Source organism: Leifsonia shinshuensis (assembly GCF_031456835.1).
GTDB classification, from domain to species: Bacteria; Actinomycetota; Actinomycetes; order Actinomycetales; family Microbacteriaceae; genus Leifsonia; species Leifsonia shinshuensis_C.
On the sequence record NZ_JAVDVK010000001.1, the window covers coordinates 972,626 to 988,710 of the forward strand.

Here is a 16,085-nt window from a genome sequence, read left to right on the forward strand (position 1 = left end):
GTCGGCCGCTCCCGCTTCGGGCTAGTGCCCCATCCCGAGACCGCCGTCGACCGGGATGACCGCTCCGGAGATGTAGCCTGCGTCGTCGCCCGCGATCCACGTGACGACCTTCGCCACCTCGCCGGCCGAGGCGAACCGGCCCGCGGGGATGCTCTTCTTGTACTCGGCCTGCTGCGCCTCCGGCAGAGCCGCCGTCATGTCCGTCTCGATGAAGCCGGGCGCCACGACGTTCGCCGTGATGCCGCGGGCGCCGAGCTCGCGCGTGATGGAGCGGGCCATGCCGATGAGCCCCGCCTTGGACGACGCGTAGTTGACCTGCCCTGCCCCGCCGAACAGGCCGACGACGCTCGAGATCAGGACGATGCGGCCGAAGCGGGCCTTCAGCATCCCCTTGTTCGCCCGCTTGACGACGCGGAAGGCGCCGCCCAGGTTCGTCTCGACGACGGAGTCGAACTCCTCGTCCGTCATCCGCATGAGCAGTGTGTCCTTGGTGATTCCCGCGTTCGCGACCACGACCTCCACCGGGCCCAGCTTCTCCTCGACCTCGGCGAACGCCGCGTCCACGGAGGCCGTGTCCGTCACATCCGCCCGCACGGTCAGCGCGCCGGGCGGTCCCTCGCCCGAACGCGCCGTGACGGCGACGCGGTGACCCTGCGCGACGAACTCCTCTGCGATGGCGTAGCCGATCCCCCGGTTGCCTCCGGTGACGAGGACGGTGCGTGGCGTGGTCATGCGCTTCCCTTCTGGAAATGATGCTTCCTGCGGATTCGTCCCGAGCGGGACCCAACCCCAGTTTATGGACGTACGCTAAAGGCAACGCACATGAAAAAGTCCTCAGCACCGTCGATCACGAGTCTCCCCCTCTCTCCCGACGAGGAGCGACGGCACCGGATGATCAAGTATTCGGTCGCCATGGGCGTGCGCGTGCTCTGCCTGATCGCGGCGGTCATCGTGCCGGGATGGTGGGCTGCCATCCCTCTGGTCCTCGCGATCTTCCTCCCCTACTTCGCAGTGGTCATCGCGAACGTGTCGGTGGAGCAGGGTCGAGTCGACGTTCAGCGTCCAGGCAGTATCGTTCCTGTGGCGCCACCACCACCTCGGGCGCCCGGAGAAGAGCCTCGGGAGGGCCAGTGATCGGGATCGGCGAGCCGGAGCCGCTGACCTGTTCGCGCGCCGGCTGCCGTGAGACCGCCGAGTGGCGCATCGAGTGGCGCAACCCGCGCATCCACTCGGAGGACCGCGTCAAGGTGTGGCTCGCGTGCCCGGAGCACGTGGACTTCCTGCGTGAGTTCCTCGCCGCGCGCGACTTCCCGCTGCGGGTGGTCGCGGCCGACGACACCAGGACGTCGGCGTGAGCGAGCAGAAGACCGCCGGCTGGCGGTTCGCCTTCTCGCGCCGTTGGCTGGGCTACCTGGCGTTCGCGATCGCGTTCGCCATCGCCTGCGGGTTCCTCTCCAACTGGCAGCTGTCGCGCAGCAAGGAGGCTGCGGCAGCGAATGCGCTGATCACGGCGAACTTCGACTCGCGGCCGGTGCCGCTCACCCAGGAACTCCCGTCGCTCGGCGCCTACTCGCCGAAGCAGGAGTGGACGCGCGTGACGGTCACCGGGACGTACGAGCGCGACAAGCAGCTGCTCGTGCGCAACCGGCCGTTCAACGGCAGCCCCGGCTTCGAGGTGCTCACCCCGCTGCGGACTGCGGACGGCTCGCTGTTCATCGTCGACCGCGGATGGGTGCCGACCGGCAACCGCACCGACTCCCCCGACCACGTCCCCGCCGCGCCGTCCGGCACGGTGACCGTGGTGGCGCGGCTGAAGGCGAGCGAGCCGGCCATCGCCGGGCGGACGGCGGTCGGCGATCAGGTGGGGACCATCCAGCTCTCGGTCGTGAAGCAGAAGCTCGACGGCGCGGACATGTACACGTCCGCCTACGGACTGCTCGACAGCGAGGACCCGGCGCCCGCGACGGCCCCGACGCCCACGGTGACCGCTCCCCCGACGCAGGATGAGGGGCTTCACTGGTCGTACATGATCCAGTGGATCATCTTCGCGCTGATCGGCTTCTTCGGCCTCGGCTACGCCCTCGTCACCGAGTACCGGCGCCGCAACTCCGACGACCCCGCCGAGCGCGCGCGGGCCGCCGAGCGGGAGCGCCGCCGTCGCGCGAAGCGCACCGACGCCGACGTCGAGGACGAGCTCCTCGACGCCACCCGCTGACGCTCTCGTCCGCGCCCCCACCGTCGAGTACACGAAAAGTGCACGGCCCAGAGGCTTGGGGCGTGCACTTTTCGTGTACTCGACGGGGGCGGAATCGCTCAGGCGAGGGAGATGAGGTCGAGGTAGTCGGGCGACCAGTGGTCCTCGGTGCCGTCGGGGAGGATGAGTACGCGCTCGGGGTTGAGCGCCTCGACGGCGCCCTCGTCGTGGCTGACCAGCACGACCGCGCCCTCGTAGTGCGCGAGCGCATCCAGGATCTCCTCGCGGCTGGCCGGGTCGAGGTTGTTCGTCGGCTCGTCGAGCAGAAGGACGTTCGCACCCGACACGACGATCATCGCCAGTGCCAGCCGTGTCTTCTCACCACCGGAGAGCACCCCGGCGGGCTTGTGCGCGTCATCGCCGGTGAACAGGAACGAGCCCAGCACCTTCCGCGCCTCGGTCTCGGTCAGCGAGGGTGACGACGACACCATGTTCTGCAGCACCGTGCGCTCGACGTCGATCGTCTCGTGCTCCTGCGCGTAGTACCCGATGCGGAGGCCGTGCCCGGGCTCCACCTGACCGGTGTCCGGCGCATCCACGCCGGCGAGCATCCGCAGCAGCGTCGTCTTGCCGGCGCCGTTGAGACCCAGCACGACGACCTTCGATCCGCGGTCGATCGCGAGATCGACGGCCGTGAAGATCTCCAGCGAACCGTAGCTCTTCGACAGGTCGCTGGCCTGCAGCGGCGTGCGGCCGCACGGCGCGGGCGTCGGGAAGCGCAGCTTCGCGACACGGTCGACCTGGCGCACGTCTTCGAGCCCGGCGAGCAGCTTCTCCGCACGCGCCACCATCTGGTGGGCGGCGGCGGCCTTCGTGGCCTTCGCACCGAACTTCGCGGCCTGGAGCTGGAGCGCACCGGCCTTCTTCTCGGCGTTCGCGCGCTCCTTCTTGCGGCGCTCCTCGTCGGCGGCGCGCTGGCGCTGGTAGTTCTTCCAGCCCATGTTGTAGATGTCGATGACCTGGCGGTTCGCATCCAGGTAGAAGACGCGGTTGACCGTCTCACCCACGAGCTCGACGTCGTGCGAGATCACGATGAAGCCGCCGCTGTAGTTCTTGAGGAAGTCGCGCAGCCAGATGACCGAGTCGGCATCCAGGTGGTTCGTCGGCTCGTCGAGGATCATCGTGCGGGCGTCCGAGAACAGGATGCGCGCCAGCTCGATGCGGCGGCGCTGACCTCCCGAGAGGGTCTTCAGCGGCTGGTCCAGGATGCGGTCGGGCAGGTTCAGGTTGGACGCGATGGACGCCGCCTCCGCCTCGGCCGCGTACCCGCCGAGGAGGTGGAAGCGCTCCTCCAGCCGGCCGTACTTCTTCATCGCGGCCTCGGATACCCCGGAGTCGCTGCTCGCCATGTCGAGCGTCGCCTGCTGCATCCCGAGCACGATGGACCCCAGGCCACGAGCGTCCAGGATGCGCGTGCGCGCGAGGTCGTCGAGGTTGCCGGACCGCGGGTCCTGCGGCAGGTAGCCGAGTTCGCCCGAGCGGTCGACCTTGCCCGCGGTGGGCAGCAGATCGCCCGCGAGCACCTTGGTCAGCGTCGTCTTGCCGGCGCCGTTGCGCCCGACGAGGCCGATCTTGTCGCCGTCGGCGACGCGGAAGCTCACGTCCTCCATCAGGAGGCGTGCGCCTACGCGCAGTTCGAGGCCCTGCACGGCAAGCACAGTGATTCCATTCGTTCAGCAGCCATCCGTTCCTCAGTTAGTCCGGGTACACGCCGAGCGTGCAGCGGAGAAACTGAGGAACGGATGGCTGGGGAGAGTTGTCAGATGGCGAAGCCGAGGGCGCGCATCATGTCGCGCCCGTCATCGGTGATCCGCTCGGGACCCCACGGCGGCATCCACACCCAGTTGATGCGGAACGCCTCGACGATGCCGTCGAGTGCCTCGGCGGTCTGCTCCTCGAGCACGTCGGTCAGCGGGCAGCCGGCGCTCGTGAGCGTCATCGAGATGATGAGGGCGTTGTTCTCGTCGTCCCAGGCGAGGTCGTAGATGAGGCCCAGGTCGACGACATTGATCCCGAGCTCGGGATCCATGACGTTCTTCAGCGCCTCTTCGACCTGGTCGAAGAGCGCTGGGCTCAGCGTGGCGGGCATGTGTGGATTCTACCTCTCGGGCCTCAGGAGCCGGCCAGCTCGGCCGCGGAGGCCGACGCGGGCTCGGGGGCGTCGACGTAGCGGTCGTAGCCCTCCTCCTCCAGGCGGTCGGCGAGCTCCGGGCCGCCCTGCTCGGCGACGCGGCCGGCGACGAAGACGTGCACGAAGTCCGGCTTGATGTAGCGCAGGATGCGCGTGTAGTGGGTGATCAGCAGGATGCCGAGGCCGGTGTTCGCCTTGGCGCGGTTGACACCCTCGGAGACGATCTTCAGCGCATCCACGTCGAGGCCCGAGTCGGTCTCGTCGAGCACCGCGAAGCGGGGCTTCAGCAGTTCGAGCTGGAGGATCTCGTTGCGCTTCTTCTCGCCGCCCGAGAAGCCCTCGTTGACGTTGCGCTCGGCGAACGAGGAGTCCATGCGCAGCGCGTTCATCGACTCGCGAACGTCCTTGACCCAAGTGCGGATGGACGGCGCCTCGCCCGCGATCGCGGTCTTGGCGGTGCGGAGGAAGTTCGTGTTGGTCACACCGGGGATCTCGACCGGGTACTGCATGGCGAGGAACAGCCCGGCGCGGGCGCGCTCGTCGACGGTCATCGCGAGGACGTCCTCGCCGTCCAGCGTGATGCTGCCCTGGGTGACGGTGTACTTGGGGTGCCCGGCGATCGTGTACGCCAAGGTGGACTTGCCGGACCCGTTCGGGCCCATGATCGCGTGGATCTCACCCTCGTTGATGGTGAGGTCGACGCCGTTCAGGATGGGCTTGGTGCCCTGGTCCGTCTCGACGGTGACGTGGAGGTCGCGGATCTCGAGGACTGACATGGTTACTGGTTCACTTTCGGGGCGCTGGGGTCGATGAAGACGTCTCCGTCGATGATCTCGACGGGAAACACGGGGACCGGCTCGTAGGCCGGGAGGTTGAGGGGCTTGCCGGTCAGGAGCGAGAACTGCGAGCCGTGGGCCCAGCACTCCAGGCTCTCGTCTTCGACGAAGCCCTCGGAGAGCGAGATCTCGCCGTGCGTGCAGGTGTCGCCGATGGCGTGCACCGTACCGGACGAGTCCTTGACGACCGCGATCGGGACGCCGTCGAGCACCACGCGCGTCGCCTGATTCTCGACGAGCTCCGCGACGGCTGCGACGCGCTGGCCCGCCATCAGTTCTCGGCCCCGGCGGTCGGGGCGGAGGGCGCCGACGCGGTGACCGTCGAGGACTCGAGCTCGTCCTCGATCTTCGCCTGCAGGCGCTCCTGGAGCGCCGGCGAGCCGATCTGCTGGACGATCTCGGCGAGGAAGCCGCGCACGACCAGGCGGCGCGCCTCCTCCTCCGGGATGCCTCGCGACTGCAGGTAGAACAGCTGCTCGTCGTCGAAACGGCCGGTGGCGCTCGCATGGCCGGCGCCGACGATGTCGCCGGTCTCGATCTCGAGGTTCGGCACCGAGTCCGCGCGCGCGCCGTCGGTGAGCACGAGGTTGCGGTTCTGCTCGTAGGTGTCGGTGCCGACGGCCTTCGGGCCGATGAGCACGTCGCCGATCCAGACCGTGCGTGCGCCCTCGCCCTGCAGTGCGCCCTTGTAGCTGACGCGGCTGCGGGTCTCGGGACCGTCGTGGTAGACGTACACCTGCTGCTCGAGGTGCTGCGTCGCGTCCGCGAAGTATGCGCCGAGCAGCTCGGCGTCGGCTCGCGCGCCGGCGAGGTGCGCCGACGGGTTCAGCCGCACGACGCCGCCGCCGAGGGTGATCGCGACGTGCTTGATGCGCGCGCCCTCGCCGAGCTCGGCGAAGTGCGCGGCGACGTGCAGCGCGTCGTCGTCCCACTCCTGGAGGGACACGACGGTGAGGTCGGCGTCCTTCCCGAGCAGGAACTCGACGTTCTCGGTCAGGTGCGCCGAGCCGGTGTTCTGCAGGATCAGCGTCGCGACCGCGCCTGGCGCGACCTCTACGACGGTGTGCGCCGCGCGGGGCGCGCCGCCGAGGGCGGTGCGGGCGATCGTGACCTCGCGGCGGTCGCCGCTGAGGTCGGCGCCGACGCTCACGAGGAGCGCCTGCTCGAAGGCGGTCCAGGCGTTGGCGGACGCGCGGTCCTCCGGCGTTCCGGCGGCGCCGATGCGGGCGTCGTCGCGTGGGATCCACGCGGTCGTCACGCCGGGTGCCGCCGTGGCGTCGTAGACGTAGGGCGAGCCGTCGAGGTCACCGGAGGTGAGCTCCTGGATGCGCGCGACGGGCGTGTACTTCCACATCGGCTCCCGGCCGGTGACGGCCGGGAAGTCCGAGACCTCGGTGGAGGTGAACCGCTCGGCGCGGCTCTGCACCGGAACCGGTGCTCGCATGTGGGTCGGGGCGGGCGCGGTGGTCTGCGTCGTCTCGATCTGCGTCATCCGACAGAGCCTTCCATGCCCATCTCGATGAGCTTGTTGAGTTCCAGTGCGTACTCCATGGGGAGCTCGCGGGCGATCGGCTCGATGAAGCCGCGGACGATCATCGCCATGGCCTCGTCCTCCGGGAGCCCTCGCGACATGAGGTAGAACAGCTGCTCCTCGCTTACGCGCGACACCGTCGCCTCGTGGCCGAGCTGCACGTCGTCGACGCGGATGTCGATGGCAGGGTACGTGTCCGACCGCGAGATCGTGTCGACGAGCAGGGCGTCGCAGCGCACGGTGTTGGCGGAGTGGTGCGCGTTCGCATCCATCCGCACCTCGCCGCGGTAGCCGGCACGACCGCCGCCGCGGGCGATCGACTTGGAGACGATCGACGACTGCGTGTACGGCGCCATGTGGATCATCTTCGCGCCGGCGTCCTGGTGCTGGCCGGGGCCCGCGAACGCGACGGACAGGGTCTCGCCCTTGGCGTGCTCCCCCATCAGGTAGATCGACGGGTACTTCATCGTCACCTTGGAGCCGATGTTGCCGTCGATCCACTCCATCGTCGCGCCCTCACCCGCGGTCGCCCGCTTGGTGACGAGGTTGTAGACGTTGTTCGACCAGTTCTGGATCGTCGTGTAGCGCACGCGGGCGTTCTTCTTCACGATGATCTCGACGACCGCGGAGTGCAGCGAGTCGGACTTGTAGATCGGCGCGGTGCAGCCCTCGATGTAGTGGACGTAGCTGCCCTCGTCGGCGATGATCAGCGTGCGCTCGAACTGGCCCATGTTCTCCGTGTTGATGCGGAAGTAGGCCTGCAGCGGGATCTCGACCTGCACGCCCTTGGGCACGTAGACGAACGAGCCGCCCGACCACACGGCGGTGTTCAGCGCGGCGAACTTGTTGTCGCCGGCGGGGATCACGGTGCCGAAGTACTCCTCGAAGAACTCGGGGTGCTCGCGCAGCGCGGTGTCGGTGTCCATGAAGATGACGCCCTGCGCCTCGAGGTCCTCACGGATCTGGTGGTAGACCACCTCGGACTCGTACTGGGCCGCGACGCCGGCGACGAGGCGCTGGCGCTCCGCCTCCGGGATGCCGAGCTTCTCGTAGGTGTTCCGGATGTCCTCCGGCAGGTCTTCCCAGCTCTGCGCCTGCTTCTCGGTGGAGCGGACGAAGTACTTGATGTTGTCGAAGTCGATCTCCGACAGGTCGGCTCCCCAGGTGGGCATGGGCTTGCGCTCGAACAGCTGGAGGGCCTTGAGGCGGCGCTGCAGCATCCACTCGGGCTCGTTCTTGAGCGCCGAGATGTCTTTCACCACCTCGGGCGAGAGACCACGACGTGCGAGGGATCCCGCGGCGTCGGAATCGGCCCAGCCGAACTCGTACTGCCCCAAAGAGGCGAGCTCGGGCCGATCGATCAGGATGTCTGACATATCTACCTCGTTTCCTTCCACTCGTAACCGGATATCAGTCCGGCTCATTCCCCTCGGAGCGCACGGCTCACGCCGGTCGCTCCTGAGCGTCCTGATTGTGCGGGTGGCGGTGACTGCGTACCACGTGCGTACCTAGACTGTTCGGGGAGACGGGCCACGATGCCCCGGCCACGGCCGGAGAAACCGGACGCGCGCACGCGCCGGATGGCGCGTTCCTCGAACCCACCAATTCTACAGGTGCGGCACGGTATTAGTAGAGGCGCGCCTGCGCATTGCCCGAGTATCCGCACCCGCATCACCGTCCGAGACCCGAGGAAGCCCCCGAACCATGAAGCGCATCATCGCCTGGCTGCCCGACCGTGTGGACACGCGGCTGAAGGTGATCGCGTGGGCCTACCTGGTGGGCCAGGTCGTCCTGGTCGGAACCGGCGGACTGGTGCGGCTCACAGCGAGCGGCCTCGGCTGCCCCACCTGGCCGAAGTGCACGGCGGACTCGATCGTCAACACGCCCGAGATGGGCATCCACGGCTTCATCGAGTTCGGCAACCGCGTGCTCAGCGCGCTGCTCGCCATCATGGCGATCATCGCGTTCGTGGCCATCCTGCGGATGCGCAAGCAGCGCCCGGATCTGTTCTGGCTGACCCTCGTCGCCGGCCTCGCCATCCCCGCTCAGGCGGTCATCGGCGGCCTCAGCGTGCTCAGCGGGCTCAACCCCTACGTGGTCGGGCTGCACTTCGTCGTGTCGATCGCCCTCGTCGCGACCTGCACGGCCTTCGTCTTCCGCGTCTACGCGGTGCCCGGTCCCCGCGTCCGCGCCGTGCCGGGCTGGTTCGCCGCCGTCGCGCACGTCACCAGCGCGGTCGTCGCGGTCACCATCCTGGTCGGCATCCTCACCACCGGCAGCGGTCCGCACGCCGGCGACGCGAACGCCCCGCGGAACGGCCTCAACCCCGAGATCCTGCAGCACGTGCACGCGATCCCCGCCTACGTGACCTTCGGGCTCACCCTGGTGCTGGTGATCGGCTCGTGGCGCTACCGCGCGACCGCGGTCCACCGCTTCACGCAGTACCTGCTGGCGGTCGAGGTGCTCCAGATCGCGGTCGGGCTCATCCAGGCGAACACCGGGCTGCCGGGCATCCTCGTCGGCGTGCACATGACCTTGGCGGCGCTGCTGGCCGCTGCGATGACCGCGGTGATCCTGTCGCTCAAGGCTCCGGTCGCCGCGCTGGACGCCCGCGAGGCGTCAGCGGCGGACGTCGTCGCGGCGTAGCGTCCCGACCCGCGCCTCGCGCGGCTCGCCGTGCAGGCTGACGAGGGTGCGCATCCCCTCGCCGAAGTCGAATCCGACCGCCTCCGCGAGGCGTCGGCTGGCGTCGTTGCCCGGCACGTACTCCCAGTTCAGGCTGGTGAGGCCGAGACCGTCCGGATCCAGGGCGTGGCGCGCCACCGCGCTCAGAGCCTCGCGCATGAAGCCACGGCCGCGCGCCCACGGACCGGACCAGCAGCCGAGCGAGGCGGACCCGGCACGCTCGTCCCGCCGCACCTCCAGGGCGCCGAGCATCCGGCCGCCCGAGCGCTCGTGCAGCGCCCACACGGTGTAGCGGCGGCTCGCGAGACCGTGCGGGCAGTAGCTGCGGACGAAGAACTCCGCGCTCTCGCGGGTGTACGGCGAGGGCAGCGGCACCCAGCGCTGCGTCTCGGCGTCGAGGCAGGCGGCCAGCACGTCCGGGATGTCGTCGTCCGTCGGAGTGTCGAGCACGAGGCGCGGCGTCCGCAGACGTGTCGCCAGCAACGGTGCGCTCATGCGCACATGCTAGAGCCGGTCACCCCCGGAGTGCACGGGTTGACTGAAGAATCCTCAGAAGGGAAGCAGCGGGTCGATCGCGACCGCGAGGAAGATCAGCGTCAGGTACGCGATCGAGCCGTGGAACACCCGCATCGGGGACACCGTCTCGTGCCGGATGGCCAAGTTGTAGAGGCGGTGCGACTCGTAGAGGAACCAACCGCCGGTCACCAGGGAGATCGCCGTGTAGAGCAGCCCCATGTGCGCGACCGGGATGAGCAGCAGCGAGCACGCGACCATCGCCCACGCGTACAGGATGACCTGCAGGCCGACCACGGCGCGTCCCCGCACGACGGCCAGCATCGGCACGCCGGCCTCCTGGTAGTCGGAGCGGTACTTCATCGACAGCGGCCAGTAGTGCGGCGGCGTCCAGAGGAAGATGATGCCGAACAGGATGAACGGGGCCCAGTCGAGCGAACCGGTCACGGCGGCCCAGCCGATCAGCACCGGCATGCAGCCCGCGATGCCGCCCCACACGATGTTCTGCGGAGTGCGGCGCTTCAGGATCAGCGTGTAGAAGACGACGTAGAGCAGGATGGCCGCGACCGAGAGCGCGGCGGCGAGCCAGTTGGTGAAGAAGCCGAGCACCAGCACCGAGGCGATCCCCAGCGCCCAGGCGAAGACGAGGGCCTCGCGGTCGGAGAGCTCGCCGGTCACCAGGGGGCGGTTCTTCGTGCGGCGCATCACGCGGTCGATGTCGCGGTCGATGTAGCAGTTGAACGCGCCCGCCGAGCCCGCGCTCATGTAGCCGCCGACGACCGTCGCCAGCACGAGCCACAGGTTCGGGATGCCGTTCGCCGCGAGGATCATCGTGGGCACGGTCGTCACGAGCAGGAGCTCGACGACGCGCGGCTTGGTCAGCGCGATGTACGCCTTCGCCTTGCGAGCGACGCCGATGCGGCCCGGTTCGACACGGCTCTCTACAGCGACGTCCATTGCTCCTCGTGATGTGTCGGCGGATGGGCGCGACGGCCCTCGGCAAGTCTACGGCACGTAGAGGTCGCGCATCCCGGGCTACCCCCTGTACGCCTTTGGCACAACCGGCTGGGGGAACACCCCACGTTTCGTGCGTGTTACCTATACTTGGAGATGCTCGCCAGCCGGACCCCTTTCCCACAGGCCCTTTTTGTAGGACCGTGACGGATACGGGCAGCCCGGCGCCGATGACGTCCACGGCGCGCACTACCTCAACCGGTGCGGGTTCCACGACGACCCTCACCACATCTACGAAGGGTCAGTTTTCACGTGGCAGCACTGCAGTGGGATCCCATTGACAACAAGGCAGTAGACACGGCTCGCGTCCTCGCGGCCGACGCGGTGGAGAAGGTGGGCAACGGGCATCCCGGCACCGCCATGAGCCTCGCCCCCGCGGCCTACCTGCTCTTCCAGAAGGTGATGCGCCGCGACCCGCGCGACCAGCACTGGCTCGGTCGCGACCGCTTCATCCTCTCGGCGGGCCACTCGTCCCTGACCCAGTACATCCAGCTCTATCTGGGCGGCTACGGCCTCGAGCTCGACGACCTCAAGAAGCTGCGCACGTGGGGCTCCCTCACCCCCGGCCACCCCGAGTACGGACACACCGACGGCGTGGAGATCACCACCGGACCTCTCGGTCAGGGCATCTCCTCCGCCGTCGGTTTCGCTTATGCCCAGCGGTTCGAGCGCGGCCTGTTCGATCCGGACGCCGCCCCCGGCACCAGCCCGTTCGACCACCACGTCTACGTGATCGCGTCCGACGGCGACCTGGAGGAGGGCGTCAGCTCCGAGGCCTCGTCGCTCGCCGGCCACCAGGAGCTCGGCAACCTGATCGCGATCTACGACAGCAACCAGATCTCGATCGAGGACGACACCGACATCGCCTTCACGGAGGACGTCAAGGCTCGCTACGAGGCGTACCACTGGGACGTGCAGGTCGTCGACTGGAAGAAGACCGGCGTCTACCAGGAGGACGTCGAGGAGCTCTACCAGGCGATCGAGAACGCGAAGGCCGTCACCGACAAGCCGTCGCTGATCATCCTCAAGACGATCATCGGCTGGCCGTCCCCCAAGAAGCAGAACACCGGCAAGATCCACGGCTCCGCCCTGGGCGCCGACGAGCTGCGCGCCGTCAAGGAGGTGCTCGGCTTCGACCCCGAGCAGACCTTCGAGGTGGCCGACGAGGTCATCGAGCACACGCGCAAGGCGATCCAGCGCGGCGCCGAGGAGCGCGCCGAATGGCAGAAGGGCTTCGACGCCTGGGCCGAGACGAACCCCGAGCGCAAGCAGCTGCTCGACCGCCTGCTCAGCGGCGCCGCCCCGGAGGAGCTGGAGAGCGCGCTGCCCGTGTTCGAGCCGGGCAAGGACGTCTCCACCCGCGCCGCGAGCGGCAAGGTGCTCAACGCGATCGCCCCGGTCATGCCGGAGCTGTGGGGCGGCTCGGCCGACCTCGCGGAGTCGAACAACACGACCATCGAGAGCGCCGCGTCCTTCGTCCCGTCGGACCGCTCCACCCACGAGTGGACCGGCAACCCGTACGGGCGCGTGCTGCACTTCGGCATCCGCGAGCACGCCATGGCGGCCATCCTGAACGGCATCGTGCTGCACGGCCCGACGCGTCCGTTCGGCGGCACGTTCCTGATCTTCAGCGACTACCAGCGGCCGTCCCTCCGCCTGTCCGCGCTGATGAACATCCCGTCGATCTTCGTCTGGACGCACGACTCCGTGGCGCTCGGCGAGGACGGCCCCACCCACCAGCCGATCGAGCAGCTCTCGACGCTCCGCGCCATCCCCAACTTCACGGTGGTCCGCCCCGGCGACGCCAACGAGGTCGCCTGGGCATGGAAGACCATCCTGGAGCGTCGCAACGGCCCGGCCGGCATCGCGCTGACCCGCCAGAACATCCCGGTGTTCGAGCGCGGCGAGGGCGACGCCGAGGGCGACACCCTGGCCTCGGCCAAGAACGTCGCCAAGGGCGCGTACATCCTGGCGGAGGCGCCGGGCGGCACGCCGGACGTGATCTTCATCGCCACCGGCTCCGAGGTGCAGATCGCCCTCGAGGCCCGCGAGGAGCTGCGCGGAGAGGGCATCAACGCCCGCGTCGTCTCGGCCCCGAGCCTCGAGTGGTTCGCCGAGCAGCCCGCCGAGTACCAGGAGAAGGTGCTCCCCGCCGCGGTCAAGGCCCGCGTCTCCATCGAGGCCGGCCTGGCCCTCGCCTGGGACAAGATCGTCGGCGACCACGGACGCAGCGTCTCGATCGAGCACTTCGGTGCGTCGGCCGACTACAAGACGCTGTTCCGCGAGTTCGGCATGACCACCGAGCACGCCGTGTCCGCCGCGAAGGAATCGCTCGCGTCGCTCTGAGCGCGGGCAGAAGAGAAGAGAAGAAGAAGATGACCGACACCACCTCCACCACCCAGTCCCCCACGGCGGCCCTGTCCGCCGCGGGCGTCAGCATCTGGCTGGACGACCTGTCGCGCGAGCGCATCAACAGCGGCGGCCTGCAGAAGCTGATCGCCGAGAAGAACGTGGTCGGCGTGACCACCAACCCGACGATCTTCGCCGCCGCCCTCTCCAAGGGCGAGTCCTACGACGAGCAGGTCCGCCAGCTGGCGGCCGCCGGCGTGGACGTCGACGACGCGATCTTCGAGATCACCACCGACGACGTCGCGAACGCCAGCGACATCTTCCACGAGGTCTTCGAGCGCTCCAACGGCGTCGACGGCCGCGTGTCGATCGAGGTCGCCCCGGGGCTCGCGCACGACACCCAGGCGACCATCGCCGCCGCCAAGAAGCTCTCGGACAAGATCCAGAAGCAGAACGTGATGATCAAGATCCCGGCAACGGTCGAGGGCCTCGAGGCCATCACCGAGACCATCGCCGCGGGCATCAGCGTCAACGTGACCCTGATCTTCAGCCTGGAGCGCTACCGCGAGGTCATCAACGCCTACCTCACGGGTCTCGAGAAGGCCCAGGAGGCGGGCATCGACCTGTCCGGCATCCACTCGGTCGCCTCGTTCTTCGTCTCGCGCGTCGACACCGAGGTGGACAAGCGCCTCACCGCGATCGGCACCGACGAGGCCGAGGGCCTCAAGAGCAAGGCCGGCATCGCCAACGCGCGCCTCGCCTACGAGGTGTACGAGAAGGAGTTCGCCACCGAGCGCGCCAAGCGCCTGGTCGAGGCCGGCGCCAACGAGCAGCGCCCGCTGTGGGCCTCCACCGGCGTCAAGGACCCGAGCCTCCCCGACACGCTGTACGTCGAGGCGCTCGTCGCCCCGAACGTCGTCAACACGATGCCGGAGAAGACGCTCGACGCCACCTTCGACCACGGCAACATCACCGGCGACACCGTCACCGGCACCTACGCCGAGTCGAACGACGTGCTCAACAAGCTCGCCGATCTCGGCATCAGCTACGACGACGTCACCGAGACGCTCGAGCGCGAGGGTGTCGAGAAGTTCGTCGTCTCGTGGGGCGAGCTCGTCGAGACCGTGAAGAACGCCCTCGAGGGAGCGGCCAAGTGACGTTCCGCATCCACGTCACCGGTGCGGCGGCCGAGGCCGTCCGCACCGTGGTGCCGCAGCTCGTCGCCGACAAGGTGGCGTCCGGCATCACCGCCCAGGACCCGGCCCTCTGGGGCCCGGCCGCCGAGCCCGAGGCGAGCAAGCGCCTCGGCTGGACCGAGGCGGTCTCCATCTCGCGCCCGCTGGTGCCGGAGATCGTCGCGCTGCGCGACGAGCTGCACGCGAAAGGCGTGAACCACATCGTCCTCGGCGGCATGGGCGGCTCCTCGCTCGCGCCGGAGGTCATCACCCGGACGGCCGAGGCCGAGCTCACCGTGCTCGACTCGACCGACCCGGGCCAGGTGCTCTCGGCGCTGCGCGACCGGCTGGAGGCCACCGCGGTCGTCATCTCGTCCAAGTCGGGCTCCACCCTCGAGACGGACAGCCAGAAGCGCGTCTACGAGAAGTGGTTCCAGGATGCGGGCATCGACCCGCGCGAGCGCATCGTCGTCGTCACCGACCCCGGTTCCCCGCTCGACCAGTCCGCCCGTGAGGCCGGCTACCGCGTGTTCAACGCCGACCCGAACGTCGGCGGCCGCTACTCGGCGCTGACCGCGTTCGGCCTGGTGCCGTCCGGTCTCGCCGGCGTGGACATCCAGGAGCTGCTCGACGAGGCCGACGCCACGTCCATCGAGCTCGCCGTCGACAACGAGCAGAACCCGGGCCTCGTGCTGGGCGCCGCGATCGCCGGCACCAGCCCGCTCAAGGACAAGCTGGGCATCGTCGCGGACGGCACCCACATCGTGGGGTTCGCCGACTGGGCCGAGCAGCTGATCGCCGAGTCCACCGGCAAGGAGGGCACCGGCCTGCTGCCGGTCGTGCTCGACAAGCTCGCCCCCGAGCTCGAGTCGAAGCCGGCCGACCTGCAGATCGTCCGCCTCGTCGCGAACGCGGAGGCGCACCACCTGTTCCCGGCCGACCGCCACGAGGGCGAGATCCTCGTCTCGGGCAGCCTGGGCGCGCAGCTCCTCGTGTGGGAGTACGCGGTGGCCGTCGCCGGACGCCTGCTCGGCATCAACCCGTTCGACCAGCCGGACGTGGAGGCCGCCAAGGTGGCCGCCCGCTCGCTGCTCGACAACCGGCCGGAGCCCGTCTCCCCCGCGTTCACCGCCGGCGGCATCGAGGTCCGCACCACCGGGTCCTTCCTCGGCGACGCGAGCACCCTCGACGCCGCCGTGGACGCGCTGCTCGCGCAGCTCGGACCGGACGGCTACGTCGCGGTGCAGGCCTACGTCGACCGTCTCGCACTCCCCCAGCTCGCGGGCATCCGCGACCTGCTGGCGGCGAAGGCGGGACGCCCCGTCACGTTCGGCTGGGGCCCGCGCTTCCTGCACTCCACGGGTCAGTTCCACAAGGGCGGACCGGCGGTCGGCGTGTTCCTGCAGATCACGGCGACGCCGTCCGAGGACCTCGAGATCCCGGGCCGTCCCTTCACCTTCGGGCAGCTCATCCAGGCTCAGGCCGCCGGCGACGCGAGCGTCCTCGGCGAGCACGGGCGCCCGGTGCTGACTCTGACGCTCACGAACCCCGAGGCGGATGTCGTCTCGCTGTTCGAGGCCGTCAACTGAGCCATCGA

At 69.1% G+C, this 16,085-nt stretch carries 16 protein-coding genes; 7 read left to right on the forward strand and 9 right to left on the reverse strand.

What is annotated here, in order from left to right; genetic code table 11:
• Positions 1–21: 21 nt before the first annotated feature.
• Positions 22–732, reverse strand: a complete 711-nt coding sequence (gene fabG / locus J2W45_RS04790) for a 3-oxoacyl-ACP reductase FabG (protein WP_310129447.1) — start codon at positions 730–732, stop codon at positions 22–24.
• A gap of 90 nt (positions 733–822) precedes the next feature.
• Here fabG and J2W45_RS04795 point away from each other — a divergent pair, with 90 nt between their 5' ends.
• Genes J2W45_RS04795 through J2W45_RS04805 form a run of 3 tightly spaced genes read left to right on the forward strand, consistent with a single transcriptional unit; the run spans position 823 to position 2,215 of the window.
• Positions 823–1,134 (forward strand): DUF3099 domain-containing protein, encoded by a 312-nt coding sequence (locus tag J2W45_RS04795; RefSeq protein ID WP_310129449.1) that lies wholly within the window; start codon positions 823–825, stop codon positions 1,132–1,134.
• Positions 1,131–1,355: a hypothetical protein gene (locus J2W45_RS04800; RefSeq protein WP_310129450.1), complete on the forward strand. Its 225-nt coding sequence runs from the start codon at positions 1,131–1,133 to the stop codon at positions 1,353–1,355. The genes J2W45_RS04795 and J2W45_RS04800 overlap by 4 nt, the downstream gene beginning before the upstream one ends.
• Positions 1,352–2,215, forward strand: coding sequence for an SURF1 family cytochrome oxidase biogenesis protein (locus tag J2W45_RS04805; protein WP_310129451.1), 864 nt, complete (start codon positions 1,352–1,354; stop codon positions 2,213–2,215). The genes J2W45_RS04800 and J2W45_RS04805 overlap by 4 nt, the downstream gene beginning before the upstream one ends.
• A 98-nt stretch (positions 2,216–2,313) precedes the next feature.
• Here J2W45_RS04805 and abc-f read toward each other — a convergent pair whose 3' ends face one another.
• The 6 genes from abc-f to sufB all read right to left on the reverse strand — a co-directional run bounded on the left by abc-f (position 2,314) and on the right by sufB (position 8,128).
• Positions 2,314–3,912 carry a ribosomal protection-like ABC-F family protein gene (abc-f, locus tag J2W45_RS04810; protein ID WP_310129453.1) on the reverse strand — a complete coding sequence of 533 codons (1,599 nt, stop codon included), beginning with the start codon at positions 3,910–3,912 and terminating at the stop codon, positions 2,314–2,316.
• Positions 3,913–4,013: 101 nt separating this feature from the next.
• A complete protein-coding gene (locus tag J2W45_RS04815) occupies positions 4,014–4,343 on the reverse strand; it encodes a metal-sulfur cluster assembly factor (protein ID WP_301208424.1) in 330 nt (109 codons plus the stop codon).
• Between the two features lie 23 nt (positions 4,344–4,366).
• Entirely contained in the window at positions 4,367–5,161 is a 795-nt protein-coding gene (gene sufC, locus J2W45_RS04820) for a Fe-S cluster assembly ATPase SufC (RefSeq protein ID WP_310129455.1), read from the reverse strand.
• Between the two features lie 2 nt (positions 5,162–5,163).
• Positions 5,164–5,493: a non-heme iron oxygenase ferredoxin subunit gene (locus J2W45_RS04825; RefSeq protein ID WP_310129457.1), complete on the reverse strand. Its 330-nt coding sequence runs from the start codon at positions 5,491–5,493 to the stop codon at positions 5,164–5,166.
• Positions 5,493–6,713: a Fe-S cluster assembly protein SufD gene (gene sufD / locus J2W45_RS04830; RefSeq protein ID WP_310129459.1), complete on the reverse strand. Its 1,221-nt coding sequence runs from the start codon at positions 6,711–6,713 to the stop codon at positions 5,493–5,495. Before sufD ends, J2W45_RS04825 begins: the two co-directional genes overlap by 1 nt.
• Entirely contained in the window at positions 6,710–8,128 is a 1,419-nt protein-coding gene (gene sufB / locus J2W45_RS04835) for a Fe-S cluster assembly protein SufB (protein WP_310129460.1), read from the reverse strand. The genes sufD and sufB overlap by 4 nt, the downstream gene beginning before the upstream one ends.
• A gap of 328 nt (positions 8,129–8,456) precedes the next feature.
• Here sufB and J2W45_RS04840 point away from each other — a divergent pair, with 328 nt between their 5' ends.
• Positions 8,457–9,398: a COX15/CtaA family protein gene (locus tag J2W45_RS04840; RefSeq protein ID WP_310129461.1), complete on the forward strand. Its 942-nt coding sequence runs from the start codon at positions 8,457–8,459 to the stop codon at positions 9,396–9,398.
• Here J2W45_RS04840 and J2W45_RS04845 read toward each other — a convergent pair.
• Together J2W45_RS04845 and J2W45_RS04850 are read right to left on the reverse strand one after the other, a co-directional pair.
• A complete protein-coding gene (locus J2W45_RS04845; protein WP_310129463.1) occupies positions 9,372–9,932 on the reverse strand; it encodes a GNAT family N-acetyltransferase in 561 nt (186 codons plus the stop codon). The two genes, J2W45_RS04840 and J2W45_RS04845, sit on opposite strands and share 27 nt — an antisense overlap.
• 54 nt (positions 9,933–9,986) lie before the next feature.
• Positions 9,987–10,907: a heme o synthase gene (locus J2W45_RS04850; RefSeq protein ID WP_310129464.1), complete on the reverse strand. Its 921-nt coding sequence runs from the start codon at positions 10,905–10,907 to the stop codon at positions 9,987–9,989.
• A 309-nt stretch (positions 10,908–11,216) separates the two neighbouring features.
• Here J2W45_RS04850 and tkt point away from each other — a divergent pair, with 309 nt between their 5' ends.
• From tkt to J2W45_RS04865, 3 genes are read left to right on the forward strand one after another with little or no spacing between them, the layout of a single operon-like run.
• The gene (gene tkt, locus J2W45_RS04855) at positions 11,217–13,310 is read left to right on the forward strand and encodes a transketolase (protein ID WP_310129466.1); all 2,094 of its coding nucleotides are present in this window, start codon (positions 11,217–11,219) and stop codon (positions 13,308–13,310) included.
• Positions 13,311–13,339: 29 nt separating this feature from the next.
• Positions 13,340–14,470 (forward strand): transaldolase, encoded by a 1,131-nt coding sequence (gene tal, locus J2W45_RS04860; RefSeq protein ID WP_310129468.1) that lies wholly within the window; start codon positions 13,340–13,342, stop codon positions 14,468–14,470.
• Complete coding sequence (locus J2W45_RS04865) at positions 14,467–16,077, forward strand: glucose-6-phosphate isomerase (protein WP_310129469.1); 1,611 nt, start codon at positions 14,467–14,469, stop codon at positions 16,075–16,077. Before tal ends, J2W45_RS04865 begins: the two co-directional genes overlap by 4 nt.
• Positions 16,078–16,085: the final 8 nt, after the last annotated feature.